Source organism: Mucilaginibacter daejeonensis (assembly GCF_020783335.1).
Classification (GTDB): domain Bacteria; phylum Bacteroidota; class Bacteroidia; order Sphingobacteriales; family Sphingobacteriaceae; genus Mucilaginibacter; species Mucilaginibacter daejeonensis.
Genome location: NZ_CP086068.1, coordinates 2825136 through 2842955, shown reverse-complemented (window position 1 = coordinate 2842955; position 17820 = coordinate 2825136). Strand labels below are relative to the sequence as shown.

12 protein-coding genes are annotated in these 17820 nt (G+C 48.7%); 9 read left to right on the top strand and 3 right to left on the bottom strand.

Features of this window, described 5'->3' with window-relative positions; all coding sequences use genetic code 11:
* Positions 1-3: 3 nt before the first annotated feature.
* Entirely contained in the window at positions 4-879 is an 876-nt protein-coding gene (locus LLH06_RS11905; protein ID WP_228169516.1) for an SDR family oxidoreductase, read from the top strand.
* A 42-nt stretch (positions 880-921) separates the two neighbouring features.
* Here the strand turns inward: LLH06_RS11905 and LLH06_RS11900 are convergent, their stop codons facing one another.
* On the bottom strand, positions 922-1935 hold the full coding sequence (locus LLH06_RS11900) for a mechanosensitive ion channel domain-containing protein (RefSeq protein ID WP_228169515.1): 1014 nt from the start codon (positions 1933-1935) through the stop codon (positions 922-924).
* A gap of 167 nt (positions 1936-2102) precedes the next feature.
* On the opposite strand from LLH06_RS11900, the gene LLH06_RS11895 reads away from it, so the two are divergent.
* A complete protein-coding gene (locus tag LLH06_RS11895; protein WP_228169514.1) occupies positions 2103-2510 on the top strand; it encodes a hypothetical protein in 408 nt (135 codons plus the stop codon).
* A gap of 109 nt (positions 2511-2619) precedes the next feature.
* Here LLH06_RS11895 and LLH06_RS11890 read toward each other — a convergent pair whose 3' ends face one another.
* On the bottom strand, positions 2620-3768 hold the full coding sequence (locus LLH06_RS11890; protein WP_228169513.1) for a glycoside hydrolase family 130 protein: 1149 nt from the start codon (positions 3766-3768) through the stop codon (positions 2620-2622).
* Positions 3769-3974: 206 nt separating this feature from the next.
* Positions 3975-4562, bottom strand: coding sequence for an RNA polymerase sigma factor (locus tag LLH06_RS11885; RefSeq protein ID WP_228169512.1), 588 nt, complete (start codon positions 4560-4562; stop codon positions 3975-3977).
* A gap of 253 nt (positions 4563-4815) precedes the next feature.
* On the opposite strand from LLH06_RS11885, the gene LLH06_RS11880 reads away from it, so the two are divergent.
* The 7 genes from LLH06_RS11880 to LLH06_RS11850 all read left to right on the top strand — a co-directional run bounded on the left by LLH06_RS11880 (position 4816) and on the right by LLH06_RS11850 (position 17757).
* Complete coding sequence (locus tag LLH06_RS11880) at positions 4816-5973, top strand: FecR family protein (RefSeq protein ID WP_228169511.1); 1158 nt, start codon at positions 4816-4818, stop codon at positions 5971-5973.
* Positions 5974-6120: 147 nt separating this feature from the next.
* Entirely contained in the window at positions 6121-9519 is a 3399-nt protein-coding gene (locus tag LLH06_RS11875; RefSeq protein WP_228169510.1) for a TonB-dependent receptor, read from the top strand.
* A gap of 12 nt (positions 9520-9531) precedes the next feature.
* Positions 9532-11181 carry a RagB/SusD family nutrient uptake outer membrane protein gene (locus LLH06_RS11870; protein ID WP_228169509.1) on the top strand — a complete coding sequence of 550 codons (1650 nt, stop codon included), beginning with the start codon at positions 9532-9534 and terminating at the stop codon, positions 11179-11181.
* A gap of 448 nt (positions 11182-11629) precedes the next feature.
* On the top strand, positions 11630-13621 hold the full coding sequence (locus tag LLH06_RS11865) for a fascin domain-containing protein (protein WP_228169508.1): 1992 nt from the start codon (positions 11630-11632) through the stop codon (positions 13619-13621).
* Positions 13622-13725: 104 nt separating this feature from the next.
* The gene (locus LLH06_RS11860; protein WP_228169507.1) at positions 13726-15522 is read left to right on the top strand and encodes a glycoside hydrolase family 2 protein; all 1797 of its coding nucleotides are present in this window, start codon (positions 13726-13728) and stop codon (positions 15520-15522) included.
* Between the two features lie 32 nt (positions 15523-15554).
* Positions 15555-16478, top strand: coding sequence for a DUF4886 domain-containing protein (locus LLH06_RS11855; protein WP_228169506.1), 924 nt, complete (start codon positions 15555-15557; stop codon positions 16476-16478).
* 163 nt (positions 16479-16641) lie between these two features.
* Positions 16642-17757: an alginate lyase family protein gene (locus tag LLH06_RS11850; protein ID WP_228169505.1), complete on the top strand. Its 1116-nt coding sequence runs from the start codon at positions 16642-16644 to the stop codon at positions 17755-17757.
* Positions 17758-17820 lie beyond the last annotated feature (63 nt).

Here is a 17820-nt window from a genome sequence, read left to right as displayed (position 1 = left end):
CTCATGACAGACCAACATCCTACCGAAAAATTTGAACAGCCACCTTACCCTGAACAAGTACAGGACGTACCCGGCACCACCAAACAAATGGACCCGCAGCCCGATCACGGGGAGACCACCTACAAAGGTTCAGGCAAACTCGCGGGTAAAAAGGCCATCATCACCGGCGGCGATTCAGGCATTGGCCGTGCAGTGGCTATTGCCTTTGCCCGTGAAGGTGCCGATGTGCTGATCTCGTACCTGAACGAGGACGACGACGCGCGAGACACCGCAAAGTTGATTGAGGATGCCGGCCGCAAAGCAGTGCTGGTAAGCGGCGATATCAGAGAAGAGTCGCACTGCCAAAAGATCATTGATGAAGCGGTAGCCGCCTTTGGCAAGATCGATATCCTGGTGAATAACGCAGCGTTCCAAATGTCGCGCAAGTCGTTGCAGGAGGTTAGCAGCGAGGAATGGGACCGAACGTTCAAGACCAACATTTACCCGATGTTCTACCTGTGCAAATTTGCCGAAAAACATATGGAGCCCGGTAGTACAGTGATCAACACTACCTCGGTGAACGCGTACCAGCCAAAGTCGGTACTGGTAGCCTACGCCGCTACTAAGGGCGCTATACAGAACTTTACGGTAAGCATGGCACAGCTATGGGCCGAAAAGGGCATCAGGGTCAACTGCGTGGCTCCGGGCCCGATCTGGACACCGTTGATACCGTCCACATTTCCGCCTGAGGAGGTGAGTAAGTTCGGTGAGAACGTACCGTTAAAGCGGGCCGGCCAGCCCGCCGAACTGGCCGCTACTTACGTATTGCTTGCGGGCAATGATTCGAGCTACATGACCGGCGCTACCATACAGGTGACCGGTGGTACACCGACCATTTAAACGTTACTGAAGCTGTCGACCGGGCCGTTACAACTGGTCCGGTCAACTGCCTTCGGCCACGAACGAGACCTTTTCAGGAGACCTTAGCATCTCGGCAATAACGGCTTTAACGATCTTGCTGCGCATGTGCGAAGAATGCTTAGGGTTAACGATGTAGATCAGCACCACTTCTACCCAGTTATTTTCATGTATGCGATAGTTCACGAAAGGGAATTCCTCGAAATCGATATCATCTACCGGGGTGTCTGATATCTCGTCGCGCATGTCCTGTACGTGGTCTTTGGTATTGGCATCCAACTGTTGCAAGGTCACCTCGCGCAGCTTTTTCTCCACCCAGTCGAGGTCGCTGTTAAAGGTGATGTAAAAGGATATCTCGTTCCAGACCAGTGGATATTTTTGCCAGGAGTAATTATATACCTGGTTTTGAAAGATCAGGCTATTAGGGAAGCGTATGAGCCTACCGCTAGGCAGGTCGCTGGTCATCAGGTTTCCGGCAAATTCCCATAGCGTGGTATCGAGGAAATTGATCTCGACCACGTCGCCATTGAAACTGCCCACCTGTATACGATCGCCCACCTTAAATGGTCCTCGCATTACGATATAGAACCAGCCGATGAGCGATGCGATAGGCGTTTGTAACGCGAAACCCAGTAATAACGAGATCAAACCCAGTGACACTGCTGCCGTATACCAGTTAGCATTGAGGAACGAGATAAAGATGAAGACGATCACGATGAAGGTGACCAGCCGCGTGAACTGAATAAGGTTATAGATCAGTCCTTTTTCCAAGGTGCCTTTGGCGATCTGGCTTTGCACGAACCGGGAGATGATCAGTATACCGAAGCTGCACGCGCCTGCCATCAGCAGGTTGCCAAGTAATTTGTGATACCCGCCAATAAAATCAAAAGCTTTGAAGCGGATCAAAAAAGTGGCGGCAATGCAGAGCACACCGGCTACGATATAAAAACTGATCTTGGTCCGCTTGATATCTTCGTTATGAAGTTTTTTGATCGTTTCTTTTTGTTCCTGGGTAGGGGTGTTGTCTTTGATATCCATTGGTGAACTGTATCGGCTATAAATGCAATGTAAGTAAAATAGCTAACCAACACTACAGTTACACGGCAGTTGCATAGTGAGCTAAGCTTATGACCTTTTTTAATGGAATTTTTGCGCAGGTGTTACATTAACAATGGATCCAACGTATAGGTTGTAAAGCATTGACCATGAGGACCTTTATTAAACCTTTACTTCTGTTGGTTTTAAGCATTGTAGCCATTACAGGCTGCAAAAAAAGCTCAGAGCGCTCTAGGTCATTGGTGGCCACCAGCGTGATCGGTATTGACCCGTGCTCGCAAGACTATAGCCCAGGAACACCTCAAAAAGGTTACGTGCTGTTGAACGGCAACACGGGTGATGTTGTGGTCACCTACAATTTACCGGTCGACATAGCGAGAAAGGTAGATGCGACCTTTAAACTTAAAAACAATGTCTATTTCACTGATGACACCCGGGTGAAGGTGGATCTGCCATACAGGGTAGCGTCTGATAGCGAAAAGGTATATCTGCTCTGTCCAGCGATCGTATTTGTCGGTGACTTCGACAGTTCAAAGCAGGTCATTATTGTTCAATAATATCAACTGTTAGTTTATTTATTATTTATAAATAACTGACAATAAACACAATGTATAAATATATTTTCGATGTGGCTGTTGTGTCCTTTTTAAGCTGGTATAAGGACCATTAGAGCGGGTCGCCTTCCTTTGACCTTTTAGGGTCTTGTATAGCAACGCCCACCCTCGAGTCGGCGCAGCCATAGTACAAGTACCATTTGTTCTTGAACCACGCCATACCTTCCACAAACACGGTCCCACTTGCATATTGACCTTTCTTTTCAAAGGCCTCCATTGGCCTGAAGAAAGGTACATCTAAGCGCCCTATCAGCTTGGTCGGCTCAGCGGCGTCGAACAGCATTTGGCCGGCGGAATAAGTGCCGCCGTTAAATCGCTTGTCACCTCGCTCGCCGTTGTGATTACGGCCATTGTAGATCAATACGATGCCTTTGGGCGTCAGTATGGCCGGTGGGCCGCATTCTGTAAAATCGCTATCAAAAAAGCCTTTTCGAGGAGCGGCAAGTATCTTCAATTTACCTTCCGAATCAACTAAAGGTGTCCAGTCCACCAGGTTGGTCGAGGTGGCTGCGTACACATTTCGTTCACCCCAATACATAAAGTATTGCCCGTTGATCTTGGTGATCACTTGCTTGCCCTTTTTGATCTCTGTCAGTATAGAGGCCGATTTGGTAGGAATGTTCATGAACCTACCTTCCCAAGCATCCTGAAATATGGGACCATTTTTTTTCCAATGCACAAGGTCTTTAGAAGTAGCTGATCCCAGGCGAGGCACCTTGCGATTCCATTGGGTGTACAGCATTACGTAAGTGCCGTCCTCGGTCACGGCTATGCGTGGGTCCTCACAGCCTCCCGGCCATTCAAACTCCTTTTGGTCATCATTGTCGGGGTAGAATACCGGCTCGCTGTTCCGTTTAAAATGTGAACCATCTGCGCTTATGGCATAACCCAGGCGCGAGGTACGGGTACTGATCCTTACGCCGGTCTTATCTTCAGATCGGTAAAGCACCACGATCTTGCCATCTTTGATAGCTGCGGCAGGGTTAAACGTATCGTTATCTTCCCATCGTAGGGTGGCGCCGGTCATTGGGTCCTTAAAGGTCGAGCTGCTATCGGGCGCGATGATGGGGTTGGCTTTTAACGGCCTAACGAAGCCGCCAATAGCCCACTCGGGTAGCGGGTTACTGACCTGCGCATGAGCACTTAAATGCACGCAAAAAGATGTGGTAACGGCAAGTGCCGCAATGTAGATCTTGTTCATAAGATATGGTTGGGATAACATAACACCAAAGCCTTCGCCACGCTCGGTCTCGCTGACTCACAGCTCCGGCTAAAACCGTAAAAGAGATACAAAAAGGGCGCTTGCGCATGAGGTGTTATGATCGGTTATCGATCATATAGAGCCCGGCTTACCCAGGTAGCTCACACAAATGCGTTTGAAAAATATAAGCGGAGGGGGCTAACACCTTACTGTATCATGAAGGCAAGGAGCAGACCAAGGGCGATATCCTTTGAGTTTTGTTGCAGGTAACGGTGTGCGATGGATATCTGGTTCTCTACCGTTCTTTTGGATATAGAAAGTTTTTCGGCGATCTCGGTGTTGGTCAGTTCGCCTAATCGGCTTAACAGAAATATCTCCCGGCATCGTGCAGGTAGCGCCTGTAAGGCTTCCTCTATCTCGCTTTTTAAGTTCAGGTAGCGGATCTTTTCCTCGCCCTCGTTATGTTGGGCATTGAGGTAGGAGAGACCATCATAGTCGGCCACGTACGCCAGCCTAAGCGTTTTACGTTCTCTTAATATCTTGTAAACGTGATAGCGTGCGCTGGTGGTCAGGTAAGCTTTGAACGATGAGATGTTCAGGTGTCCTTTCTTTTGCCAGATGCTCATGAACGTATCGTTGGCTATCTCCATGGCCAGGTCGCGGTCTTCCAGGTACGAATAGGCTGTGGTATACACCGCCTCCCAATACCGCTCTACCAGCAGTTCAAATGCAGCTACGTTATCTGACCTGATGGAGCTCCATAGGGCTTCATCAGAAAGGTTCTTTCCGGACATATAATTGGTTTTATAAAGCTATGGAATTTTATTTCTTAAAAACAACTGCCCGTGGTGTTTAAAATACTCATGGAGTTTTTTTTAAGTTTAAATGGCTTATAATCAGTGTATTGTATGACTTGACTTGCTTTTTGGATGTATGCTTATAAAAAAGTCAAGCCACGTGTATGAGTCGGTGCCATAAAATAGGCTCTTATATAGTGGTACCAATTAAGCCAGCGCCTATCAGGCGCCTTTTTACTATAACATACCAATGACCAGCGAAGAATTCTTAGTGCTTTATGAAAAGTTCCTGGCCGGTGAATGCACCGCTGAGGAACTGCGAAAACTTGAGGAGCATAAAGATGACTTCGAGTTAAAGGTACACCCGTGGACGGCTCAAATGGGAGATAAGCACGAGGTAAAACAAAAGCTGACAGAAGGGCTCATGGCGCAGGTTAAAATGGATGACCGTGAAAAAAGCGTTCCAGTGGGCAGGTTGGCCGTTGCCGCATCAATACTGGTGCTGATCTCGGTAGGGGCACTACTTTTATTCAAAGCGATGCGTGGCAATACCGAACAAAGGGCTCAGCTGACCACGCAGCAGCCTGTCAAGAGTATCATCAAACCTGGCAGCAACAAAGCTATCCTGATCCTGGCTAACGGTAACATGGTCGATCTTGACGGTTCGAACAAAGGCCCGTTATCTGATCAGGGTGGGGCCAAGGTCACCAAGATGGATAAAGGCCAAGTGATTTACCAATCTGATCATACCGTAAAAGAGAATGACCTTACTGCCTACAACACCATTGCCACGCCTCGTGGCGGCCAATACCAGATCACCCTTTCAGATGGTACGTTAGTATGGCTCAATGCGGCATCGTCCATCAAATTTCCAACCGTGTTCAACGGTAAGGATCGGGTAGTGGAGCTCACTGGCGAGGCTTACTTTGAGGTGGCTAAAAATAGGGAACATCCATTCAAGGTGATATCAGGCGGAGTGAACGTGAATGTGTTGGGGACGCATTTTAATGTGATGGCTTATCCTGACGAGACCTCCATCCAGACCACATTGATCGAAGGCGCGGTACGCCTCGAGACCAACGACGCGACCACCCTATTGGATCCTGGGCAGCAGGGCTTACTATCACATGGTGCCAAAAGATTCAGTGTAAAGCAGGTGAATGTGAATGATATCGTATCGTGGAAAGATGGCGTATTCACCTTCAACAACGAGGACATCCACACCATTATGCGTAAAATATCCAGATGGTATGATGTTGATGTGGATTATAAGGGGCAGTTGACCAGCCAGAATTTTGGCGGATCTGTTTCCCGGTTCAAAGATATCTCCTCCCTATTGAAGACCCTCGAATTAACAGGAACCATTCATTTCAAAATCGATGGAAGGAGGATAACGGTGATGCCCTGAACATTTACTCCATAGTGATATAAAGAGATGATCGCCGGATGAATGAAAACCAGGAGCGTTGGCGCGCCCCCGGTGATCTTGCCGTTAAGCCATAGGTGATCTATCGATCGTGCGAACAATCAATTATAAATAAACCTACTTGACCAAATGTATAAATTTTATCACGCATTCATGTGCGGGAGCCGCTCCCGTATGCTTTATAAGATCAGTCGTATAGTGAAGCTCGTTATCATTTTATTAGCCGTTGGTTTTTTGCAGGTAAGTGCTGCCACCTATGCTCAGGTGGTTAGCTTATCGGTAAAGAACGCTCCATTGAGTAAGGTATTTGAACACTTGAATAAGCAAACGGGCTACAATTTCATCTACAACTCAGGCGTCATGAACGAGGCCAAACCGGTGAACCTGTCGGTAAAAAAGGCACCGCTGCAGGACGTGCTTGATCAGATCTTTGTGAACGAGCCTTTCACTTACGTGATCTATCTCAAAACGGTGGTCATCCAAAAGAGGGGTGCTGCTCCTGTAGCTGCTCCAGCTGTGATCACGGTGACCGGTACTGTAAAAGATAGCCGTTCACAGCCCGTGGCCGGCGTTTCGGTGACCGTCAAAGGGTCAACAGGCGGCACCATGACCAGTCCTGATGGCACCTTTTCGTTGAAACTGCCAAATGGTGACCAAATACTTGTCTTCACTGCCATTGGCTTTGAGATGCAGGAAGTTCAGGTAGGTGGCCGGACCAAGCTGGATATCATCTTGAAAGAGAAGATATCAGAAATGAACCAGGTAGTGGTAGTGGGATATGGTACGCAAAAAAAGGCTGATGTGACGGGCTCGATCGCTTCTGTGAATGAAGAGGCTTTGAAAAGCGTACCGGTGAGCAACCTCGTTAGTGCCTTACAAGGACAGGCTCCTGGCCTGGATATCCAAAAAGGGAATGGCAACAGCCATCCGGGGGCAACGCCATCGATCTCCATTCGTGGGCAGCGTTCCTTAGGTGGCGCCAGCAATGATGTGCTGTACGTGGTGGATGGGATACCTTACAATGGTACCTACATCAACGACCTGAATCAAGACGATGTAACATCAGTGCAGATCTTGAAGGATGCCTCCGCGACCGCCATCTACGGTTCGAGGGGTGCTAATGGTGTGATCCTGATATCTACCCGCCGCGGCAAAACAGGCACGCCGACGGTCACCTACAGTGGTTATGCAGGGGTGATGAAAACATTGGGATACTACGATGTGATGCAACCGCAGGAGTATGAGTCCTACAAAAAGTGGGGGACCTACAACGCCAACAATCCGAACGTTGTGAATGCGCCTAACCCTTACAGCGGCATCAACGACCCTAAGTTTTATACTGACGGGATCACCTTCCTTCCGGCCGAACTTGCCGGCAGGCAGAATGGCACCAATACCAACTGGCAAAAACTTATCTTTAAGAACGGCTTTCGTACCAACCACCAGGTTGGCGTGTCGGGCGGTACCGAACAAACCAAGTACGCTATCTCTGCAGGATATTTTAATGAGACCGGTATATTTCCGGGCTTGTCATTCCAGCGTTACAGCTTTAAGATGAGTGTTGATCAGCAGTTAGGCAAAATATTCAAGGTAGGAGTGAGCTCGCTAAATTCGGTAAGCCGTACCAATGGCGAGAGCATCAATCCTATATCACAGGCTTTACAGTCCAGCCCGCTTACGGTACCGTATGATGCCGCAGGCAATTTGATCCCGTTCCCGGGTGGTGGTTCACTGATCTATAACCCGTTGGCTAACCTTGTACCCGGCGCAGTGGTACAAAATCGTACCCGTTATAATACCTTTACCACCGTTTATGGTGAGGCTCAATTCACCAAGCACTTTAAGTACAGGTTCAATGGCGGCGTTGAACTGACCCCCGAGAACTACGGTGATTTTTATGGCAGTGCTACGTTCCAAAACCTAAGCGGCCCTTCTACCGCACGCAACACCAGCTATGATTACCGCAACTTTACGCTGGAAAATCTCTTGGTGTATGAGAACACTTTTGCCAAGTACCACCACTTTACCGGTACAGGCTTGTTCAGCTATCAGCAGGACAATAAATCATCCATCAACCTGACCTACAACAATATCCTGGCCGATCAGGTGCAGTACTTTAACCCAGAGTTAGGTTCCAATTATAAAGCTACGGGTGCTTACAGCAAGTTCGCCATCGTATCGTTCATGGGCCGCATCAATTACGATTTCAAGAGTAAGTACCTGCTTACCCTGACCATGCGTTCCGACGGTTCATCGACGCTGGCACCCGGTAACAAATATCACCTGTTCCCATCGGCCGCAGCAGGTTGGAATATTTCGGAGGAGAACTTTATGAAGAGCATTAATGCCATTACCAGCCTGAAGCTGCGTGCCGGTTATGGTATGGTGGGCAATGCGGCGGTTAGTCCGTACCAAACTTTAGGAGGCTTGGCTATCTTTAATTATAACTATGGCACAACCAACGTTACCGGTACTTACCCTAACAATGTGCCTAACCCTGCTCTCGGCTGGGAATATACCACCTCGCTGAACCTCGGCTTAGACTTCGGCCTGTTGAAGGACCGCATTAACGGTAGCGTAGATGTATATCATCAGCGTACCAACGACCTGATCCTGCCGCAAAATCTGCCGATCACTACGGGCTATACGGCTCAATTTCTTGCCAACGTAGGTAAAACAGAGAACAAAGGTCTGGAGGTGACCATCAATTCTGTCAACATCAAACCCAATTCACGAAACGACTTTGGCTGGACCACCAATTTTAACATTTCATTCAACCGCAACAAGATCGTTGCGTTACAGAACGGAGTGACCAGGGACGTGGGTAGCAACCGTTTTGTGGGTTCACCCATTGAATCATTGTACAATTATCAGCGTGTGGGCATATGGCAAAATACCCCAGCTGACTCGGCTGAGGCCCGTCGTTTGAACCTGACCATGACCGGAGCAGGATCAGTGATCGGTACCATTCGCGTGGCCGACCTGAATGGTGATGGGGTGATCAACTCTAACGACCGTACCGTAGTGGGTACCCGTCAGCCTAAATTTTATGGCGGTTTTACCAACCGTTTCAGCTATCGCGGCGTAGACCTGGCCGTGGTAGCCTCTTACCGCGTAGGTGGTACACAGATCGCTACCTTTTTGCAGCCGTCGAGCAACGTGAACGCGTTGAACGGAAAGGCTAATAACCTCAACGTTGAATATTGGACGCCGACCAATGGCGCTAACAAGTATCCTAAACCAAATTTCAATGTGGGTTCGCCTGCCTATGGCGACCTACTGGGATATTATAACGCCTCGTACTTGAAACTCAGGACGATCAGCTTGGGATACACCTTGCCACCAGGCATAGCATCAAAGATCAGGGCCAAGTCGTTAAGGATAAATGCCTCGCTTAACGATGCGATCATCCTTTTCTCGCCGCTGCATAACCAATTCAGCGGTGCTGACCCGGAGTCGGCCGGTACACTTAATGTTGACACACCGCCGGTCAAGTCTCTACTTTTTGGTTTGAACGTTTCCTTTTAATTCTAATGCAACATGAGATCGTATAAACACCATATCATAGCTACCCTACTTTTAGCAAGCATAGCTTTTGGCTGCAAGAAACAGCTGATCGAAGAGCCAAGATCTGGGCTTACCCCTCAATATTTCAGTACTGCTCAAGGCTTTCAGTCGGGGTTGGATGCCGCCTATGCGGGCAACCGTAACTTGTGGGGGTCTGAAAATTTTATGACCATGACCGTTCCCGGTACCGATGAATTCAAATCGGGCGGTGGCGGTAACTCCAATTTTAACGTGTATGCCAGCAGTTACGATGCCAGCAGTGGATTCTTGTCAGGCGTATGGAACCCTTGTTACACCTTTATCAATACCTGTAATGGGGTGATCGACAATGGCGCCAAGGTAACAGGTATCAGTGCAGCTTTAGTGGCTCAGAAGATAGCCGAGGCCAAATTCTTGAGAGCCAACTATTACTTTTTACTGGTCCGTTTCTTTGGTCCGGTAACACTTACCAAGAACTTCATCAGCGAACCAAGCACCAGCGCCACCCGAGCACCTATAGCCGACGTTTATAACTTCATTATTCAGGATCTGAAGGACGCCATAGCAGCCTTGCCGCCCAGCCCAACACAGAACGGAGTGCTACCGGGCAAAGCGACCGCTGCAGCAGCCTCACATCTATTGGCAAAGGTGTACCTTACAAGGGCTTACTCAACAGCTAAACAACCTGACGATTTTCAGAATGCCTACAATACCGCTAAAGGTTTGATCGACAACCTTAACACGCTGAATCTTGGCTTGTTGCCTGATTTCGGCTCCGTTTATGCCGAAGGCAACGAGGCCAGCCGTGAGGTGTTGTGGAGCGTTCAGCACACCCCCAACCTGACCTATAACGGTACCAGCAGTGAACTGAACTTTCACTACGTGATGGGATATGAGAATTTCCCGGGCTTGGTGCGGTCGATGGCATACGGTCGACCTTATGCTCGGGTACAACTAACCAGTTGGCTGGGCAACGTTTGCTTTGCCGACAAGACCAATGACACCCGCTACTATAAGACCTTTCAATCAGTATGGCTGTCCAACTCGGCCGACAAGATCCCGAAAGTGAACGGCGTGCCTAAATATGCATTAGGCGATACGGCCATTTATATGCCAGGAGTAGACGTTACTAACGCCAAGATCAACGCCTCGCGTTACCTGCTGGTTCCACCGCGCAACTACACCTTGCAGTTATTCCCGACCATGCTTAAATACCAGGATACTAAACGGGCCGGTATCAATGATCCGTCCGTAAGGCCGGTGATCGTCTATCGTTTAGCGGAGACCTATCTACTTGCCGCTGAAGCTGCCGTTGCCTTAGGCGATAACGTAAGTGCGGCCAAGTATGTTAACGTGGTACGTGAACGAGCCGCATACCCAACGGGTACGGTAAGCGCCATGACCGTGCAGCCTGCCGCCATGACCCTTGACTATATACTTGATGAACGTGCCCGTGAACTTTGCGGCGAGCAGACCCGCTGGCTTGACCTTGTACGGACCAATAAACTGGTAGAGCGAGTAAAATTGTACAACCCTGACGCTGCTCCCAACATTCAAGAAAAACACATCCTAAGGCCAATCCCCCAAAGCCAGATCGACCGGGTGATCACCGGAACACCTTATCCGCAGAATCAGGGGTTTTAAGCTCCACGGCCAAAAACGCCCGCTGATCAGTGGGCGTTTTGTTTTTATCAACCCTTGGTCAGCGGAGTCTACTGATGATGCGGGATCTACAACGGTAGTATACGCGGGTCATCTTGCGGGACATAATAGTTGTAAGATATTCACGGTTGCTGATGGTCTTTAAACTTTAATAGGCACCAGTAGTACCGGACCATTCTATCTCATCAACACTCATCCTGGTGAAAATTTGACCTCTAATTGGTGAATTTGTGGATGTACGAAGCTCTTTGAGGTCGTTACGTTTGTGGTGTTCAACAACATCTACCTGATGATTTCCTGATCACTGATCGTTTGAGCCGAGCCTTCTGATGCAGAAGATGTGCTGAACTTACACTAACGACGAATGGCTCGTTGCTTAAAGAGCCGTCGACCTCTTTTTGCCAATTACAAACCAATAATTAAATAGATCATGAGAAGATCAAATTTCAAAAAGGCTGGCAAGGTCGCGTTGATGGCTTACCTGTGTCTGCAATCAGTGGCGTGCTCTAAAAGGTTAGACCCCAATGATCCCGACGTGGGCAATGATGCTGTAAAGAAAAGCGTGACAGCCATTGATGGCAACGTGATCGTAACGCCTACTTATAATAGTACGGCGGTACTTCGCAATCCATTAAATGGTTGGGTGTTGTATGCCAGTGGTACTGATCCCGTGTACTGGGACAAGACCTATGTGGTGCCGGGCGAACCGGCTCCTGTCAAAGCGCTGGATTATGCCTCAGCTTGTTACGTGCGTACGAGCTGGGCAAAACTCAACCCGGCCGATGGGGTGTATGCCTGGCGTGATCCTAACTCAGCGTTAGGGGAGATGATCAGGGGGGCAGCTGCCCGCGGCGTTCCTATAGCTTTCCGCATCGTGGTGGATGGCAGAGATCAGGGACTGAACACTCCGCAATTCGTATTTGATGCAGGTGCGCAATATTACCTGGAGAACGCTTCATTCCCGTTGCGGCGTACGCCTTATCCGCAAGATCCAGTATTCAAACAGTACTACACCAAATTTGTGACCGCGCTGGCCAGTGATTTCAATGACCCGAAAAAGACCGCATTCATAGATGCTTATGGCTTAGGTAAATGGGGCGAAGCGCATAATACAATTTACGAGAACCCGACCACCTCTACCGGCGCCAATACCGAAACCTTGAAAGCACAGGTGCTCGATTGGATCACCAACCTGTATACCCAACAATTTACCAAAGTTCCGTTGGCGATCAATTATCATCGTTTGGTGGGTCATCCGGCAAGTTGGGGAGCGCCTAATGCCAACTCGATCACCTTGCTTCAACAAGCCATTAACAAAGGTTACAGCCTGAGGCATGATGCATTTGGTATGACCGATTACTACCAGAGCTGGGAACGCTCATTTGCGACAAGCTGGAAGCATAAACGACCGATCATTATGGAGGGTGGTTGGATCACTACCGGTACTCATCGTTATTGGATAGACCCAAGCGGTAAGTATCGAGAAGGTCACCCGGAGGACGTTCGCCAGGGCGAGTTCGACGCGTCGGCCGTAGCAGCGGTGAATATGATGGACTTTAGGGTTGGAGAAGTGGCTACTTGGTTCCAAACCAGCTTTCCGCTTGTAAAGCGGTTCGTGACCGAGGGCGGCTATCGTTTATATCCTGATGAGATATCATTGCCAGCTACCATCGCAGCCGGCTCTACCGCTAAGCTAAGCCATCGTTGGGTGAATATGGGATGGGGTTATTGCCCTAACAACATCCCGCAGTGGAACTACAAGTACAAAGTGGCGTTCGCACTTCTTGATGGCTCTAACGTGGTGAAAAAACTGTTCATTGATAACAATAGTGATCCGTCTAAATGGATCAAGGGCACACCTACCACATACGACCTCACAACCACATCGGTAGACCTTGAGCCTGGCACCTATACCTGGGCCGTGGCGATCATTGACAAGACCGACGCTAACAAACCGGGCATAGCATTGGCCGTTACCGGCAGTATCGCTAACGGTTGGCTCAAATTGGGAAACCTGCAGGTTCAGGCAGCGGTCAGCACGCCACCTATCGGCCAGGCGATAAGGTTGCGTGGGTCTAACAACCTTTTTGCCTCGGGCGAAAATGGCCAATCATCTATGATGTGCAACCGCCCAACGGCGTCTACATGGGAAACTTTCACGGTGATCGATGCGGGCTCCGGAAAGGTAGCACTGAAAAGTATGGACAAATACGTGTCGTCAGAAGATGGTGCCACTACTGGCATCACCTGCAAGAAAACAACGATCAGTGATCAGGAGAAATTCGACTGGGTCGTGAATGCCAACGGCAGGATATCACTCAAAGGGAATAACGGAAAATATATTTCATCAGAAGATGGTCAATCGGTGATGAAGTGTAACCGGGCCACGGTCAGTGGTTGGGAGACCTTCGCCTTGAATTAAGTAATAGCTAAAGGTGGACCGTTGGCGGACAGATGCTATCAGGTATCGCTTGTTCAAGTGATGCTGATAGCATCTCTCTATTTGGTCGGACCACAAAAATGATAATGAAAGTAACTCTACTAAAGCACCAACTTCTTTTCTGCCTGCTGATAGCGGCTCTGATCAGCAATGCGCAAAACAACAAGCTCAATTTAACCGGCCGCGATGTTCAGAACCTCGATGGAAAGTGGAACGTGATCATTGACTGGTATGACAGCGGTAACGCAAGCGCCATAAGTACGGATAAAAAGCCTGCCGGAGCCAACGACTTCGTAGAGTTCTCGTTCGATAACAGTCAAACGCTCAACGTGCCGGGCGATTGGAATTCGCAAAGGAGCGAACTTAAATATTATGAGGGCACCGTTTGGTATAAGCGCGACTTTACTTACACAAAAAAGGCTGGCAAGCATGTGTTCCTCCACTTTGGCGCCGTAAGTTACCGGAGCGAGGTTTACCTGAACGGGCACAAGGTGGGCGCTCACGAAGGAGGGTTCACTTCCTTTGATCTTGAGGTGACCGGTCAGATAAAGAATGGAACTAACTTATTGGTGGTCAAAGTGAATAACGAGCGCCGGGTGGATGCCATTCCTGCACGCAAATTTGATTGGTGGAACTACGGTGGCATTACCCGAAGTGTGATCATTGCCGAAACACCCGATGAATATATCGCCGACTACTTTGTTCAGCTCAAAAAGGGCTCCAAAGACCACATTGAAGGTTGGGTGCAGTTTAGTGAGCCGAAAAAGCAACATGTCACCCTATCCATACCCGAAGCTGGGATCAATAGGGTGTTCGATACTGATGACAAAGGCCGTGCGTTCATCGATCTCACGGTCAAATTGATGCTTTGGTCGCCGCAACGACCAAAGCTCTATCCGGTCAAGATAACCTGCGGTACCGACACCGCAGAAGACAGGATCGGTTTCCGTAGCATTGAAGTGAAAGGAACCGAGATCATGTTGAATGGACAACCTGTTTTTTTACGCGGTATCAGCTTTCATGAAGAGGTTCCGCAGCGGCAGGGGAGGGCATCATCGCCAACCGATTCGCGCATGTTGCTGACCTGGGCCAAGGAACTGGGTTGTAATTTTATCAGGCTGGCTCATTATCCGCAAAGTGAAGAGACCGTACGATTAGCCGAAGAAATGGGCTTTATGTTGTGGGAGGAGATACCTGTTTGGCAAGGCATCCAGTTCAGTGATCCCAAGATCTTGGGAAAGGCTAATGCCATGCTTCAGGAAATGATCAGCAGGGACAAGAATCGCTGCGGCGTTATCATCTGGAGTCTATCGAATGAGACCGCCCCCTCACCTGAGCGTAATGCCACGCTCAAACAAATGGCGGCCGATGCACGGAGGGCCGACCCGACCAGGTTGATCTCGTCGGCATATGACCACTTCAAGACCACCGGGAATGAGATACTGATAGATGATCCGCTGAGCGAGTACCTGGATGTGCTTGCGGTGAATAAATATATGGGTTGGTACCAGAGCTGGCCTGCGGAGCCGGGTAACGTGTTATGGAAAAGTAATTATAATAAACCGCTTATATTTTCGGAATTTGGCAGCGAGGCGATGTACGGCCAACATGGCTCTAAAGATACCGCCAGCTTATGGACGGAAGAACATCAGGAACAACTGTATCGTTACAATATCGAAATGTTCAGGAAGATACCATTCCTAAGAGGTACTTGTCCGTGGATACTGGCCGATTTTAGGACGCCTTTCCGTATGCATGCGCAATATCAGGAAGGCTGGAACCGGAAAGGGCTGCTATCAGATAAAGGTTTTAAAAAGAAAGCTTGGTATGTGATGCGTAGCTTTTACCAGGAAAAACAAGAGCAAGAGTTACGCAAAAAATGAGGTCAACCATAAAAATAAACATAACAGAGAATATGAAGAGGTTTTTAAAATGGTCATTAGCCATAGTATTGATGACCATAGCTTTCGGGGCCAATGTATATGCACATGGCGATACCACCCAAAAGGTACTGCGGGTACTGCTTATCGGTAATAGTTTTTCGCAAAATGCGTCCACTTATCTACCACAGCTGGCAAAAGATGGGGGACATGCCATAGAGTTCGGCCATGCCGAGCTTCCAGGTTGTCCGCTACAAAGGCACTGGCAACTGGCGGAATTGAACCGTACGGAGCCCGATAACCCTAAAGGCAAGCCTTATCTAGGGAACAGGTCATTGCGTGAGCTTTTAGCCGACGGCAAATGGGATGTGATCACCATGCAGCAATATTCGATGTTGTCGGGCAATATAGATACTTACCGGCCTTACGCCCGTCAGCTGTATGACCTGATCAGGCAGTATCAACCCAAGGCGCGTGTACTGATGCATCAAACATGGGCTTACCGCTCCGACTCGGGGTCATTCGGTGAGGTAGCGAACGGTAAGCTGGCTCAAACCGAGAAAGAGATGTATGACCGATCACGTGCTGCATATCACGAGATAGCCAAAGAACTTGGTATTGGTATCATTCCAAACGGCGATGCGTTCTGGCTGATCAGCAGTGACCCATCTACTGCCTTTAAAAAAGACGATACTTTTGATCCCAAGACGGCCGCTTATCCAGCACTGCCTAACGAACACAACTCACTTAACGCAGGGTACAGCTGGAGCAACAACAAGCTGAACTTTGACTCGCATCATTCAAATGATGCCGGCAAATATCTGGGAGGTTTGGCGTGGTATGCCGTCTTGTTCAAGGAGCCGGTGAACAAGCTTAAATTTAAGCCGCAAAGTGTGAGCGAAGCATTCGCAGCAAAATTGAAGGCTGCAGCCATGCGAGCTGTCAAAGGTGTAAAATAAGCTGATATGTAAATGTGAGGGGCATAAAATCGTCAATTGAGGTAAGCAAATTGAGCAAACACGACCGGCGATTTTATTAGTAAAGCTAAGGTAATTACTTTTGAGAACCAGTAGAGGCTGCTGACCCAAAGTTCAGCGCTTACCTATCAACCCAACTTCAATTATGAGAGATTCTTTGCTTTGCCGCCCACTCAAATGGGTCTTTGTTTGCCTTTTATCCGTTATCACGATCCATGGTTTTGCTGCTGATGAGCCATCGGGCATGCACCCAAAAGCGCAGCTCGACTATGTAAAGCAGCAGATCAAAGCTAAACGCGAACCTTATGTGTCGGCCTACAAGGAACTGCTCCGTAAGGCTGATAGCGCTTTATTGGTAGAGCATCATGCCATAGCAGATTTCAATGTGCCTGGTTTCTACCAAAAAAAAGCTGAGCACCAGTCGCGATCGCTCGCGTTACAAACCGATGCCTTCAGCGCTTACAGCTGTGCCCTGGCCTGGCAGTTCACCGGAAAAAAAGTATATGCCGATAAGGCCATTTACTTTTTTAACAATTGGGGCAACATCAACAAGGCGTATTCAGAACTGGATGGCTCGTTGGTGATGAGCTATTCAGGATCGGCCATGCTTATAGCAGCTGAGTTGATGAAGCCTTACAAAGGTTGGAAAGCTGCTGATAAAGCCACGTTCACCACCTGGGTCAAAAATGTTTTCATCAACGCCGCACACAGCATTCGTTACCGTAATAATAACTCGGGCGACTGGGCACGTTTTGCCACAGTACTGGGCGATACCTTTATCAATGATATTGACGATATTAAGAAGACGACAGAAATGATCAAGGCTGACCTTTTCAACAAGATCGCTCCTGACGGGCACATGGTTGAAGAGGTGAAGCGCGGAGCGAACGGTATATGGTACGCTTATTTTTCACTGGCGCCATTGACAGCATCCATGTGGGTGATCCACAATATTACCGGCGAGGATCTATTCAACCTTGAAAAGGATGGGGCCTCCATAAAAAAAGCGATGGATTACCTGTTCTACTACAATCAGCACCCTGAAGAGTGGCCGTGGTTCAAAGATCCTAATATTGGCAAGTCGACCAATCCTGCTGTTGATTTTTGGCCGGCCAATTTACTTGAGGCCATGCACTTCATATACCCCGACAGTAGGTATGATGCCTACGTGGCCCCCCATCGCCCGATCGTATATGCCCGCCACGATTACGCGTGGACATTCCCTACCTTATTACCGGTAAAACTGGACGGCTACAAATGATCGTTGATGGTCTGTGACCTGCAATAGCCAAATATTTCATATCTTGGCATTGCGTTCAGTATT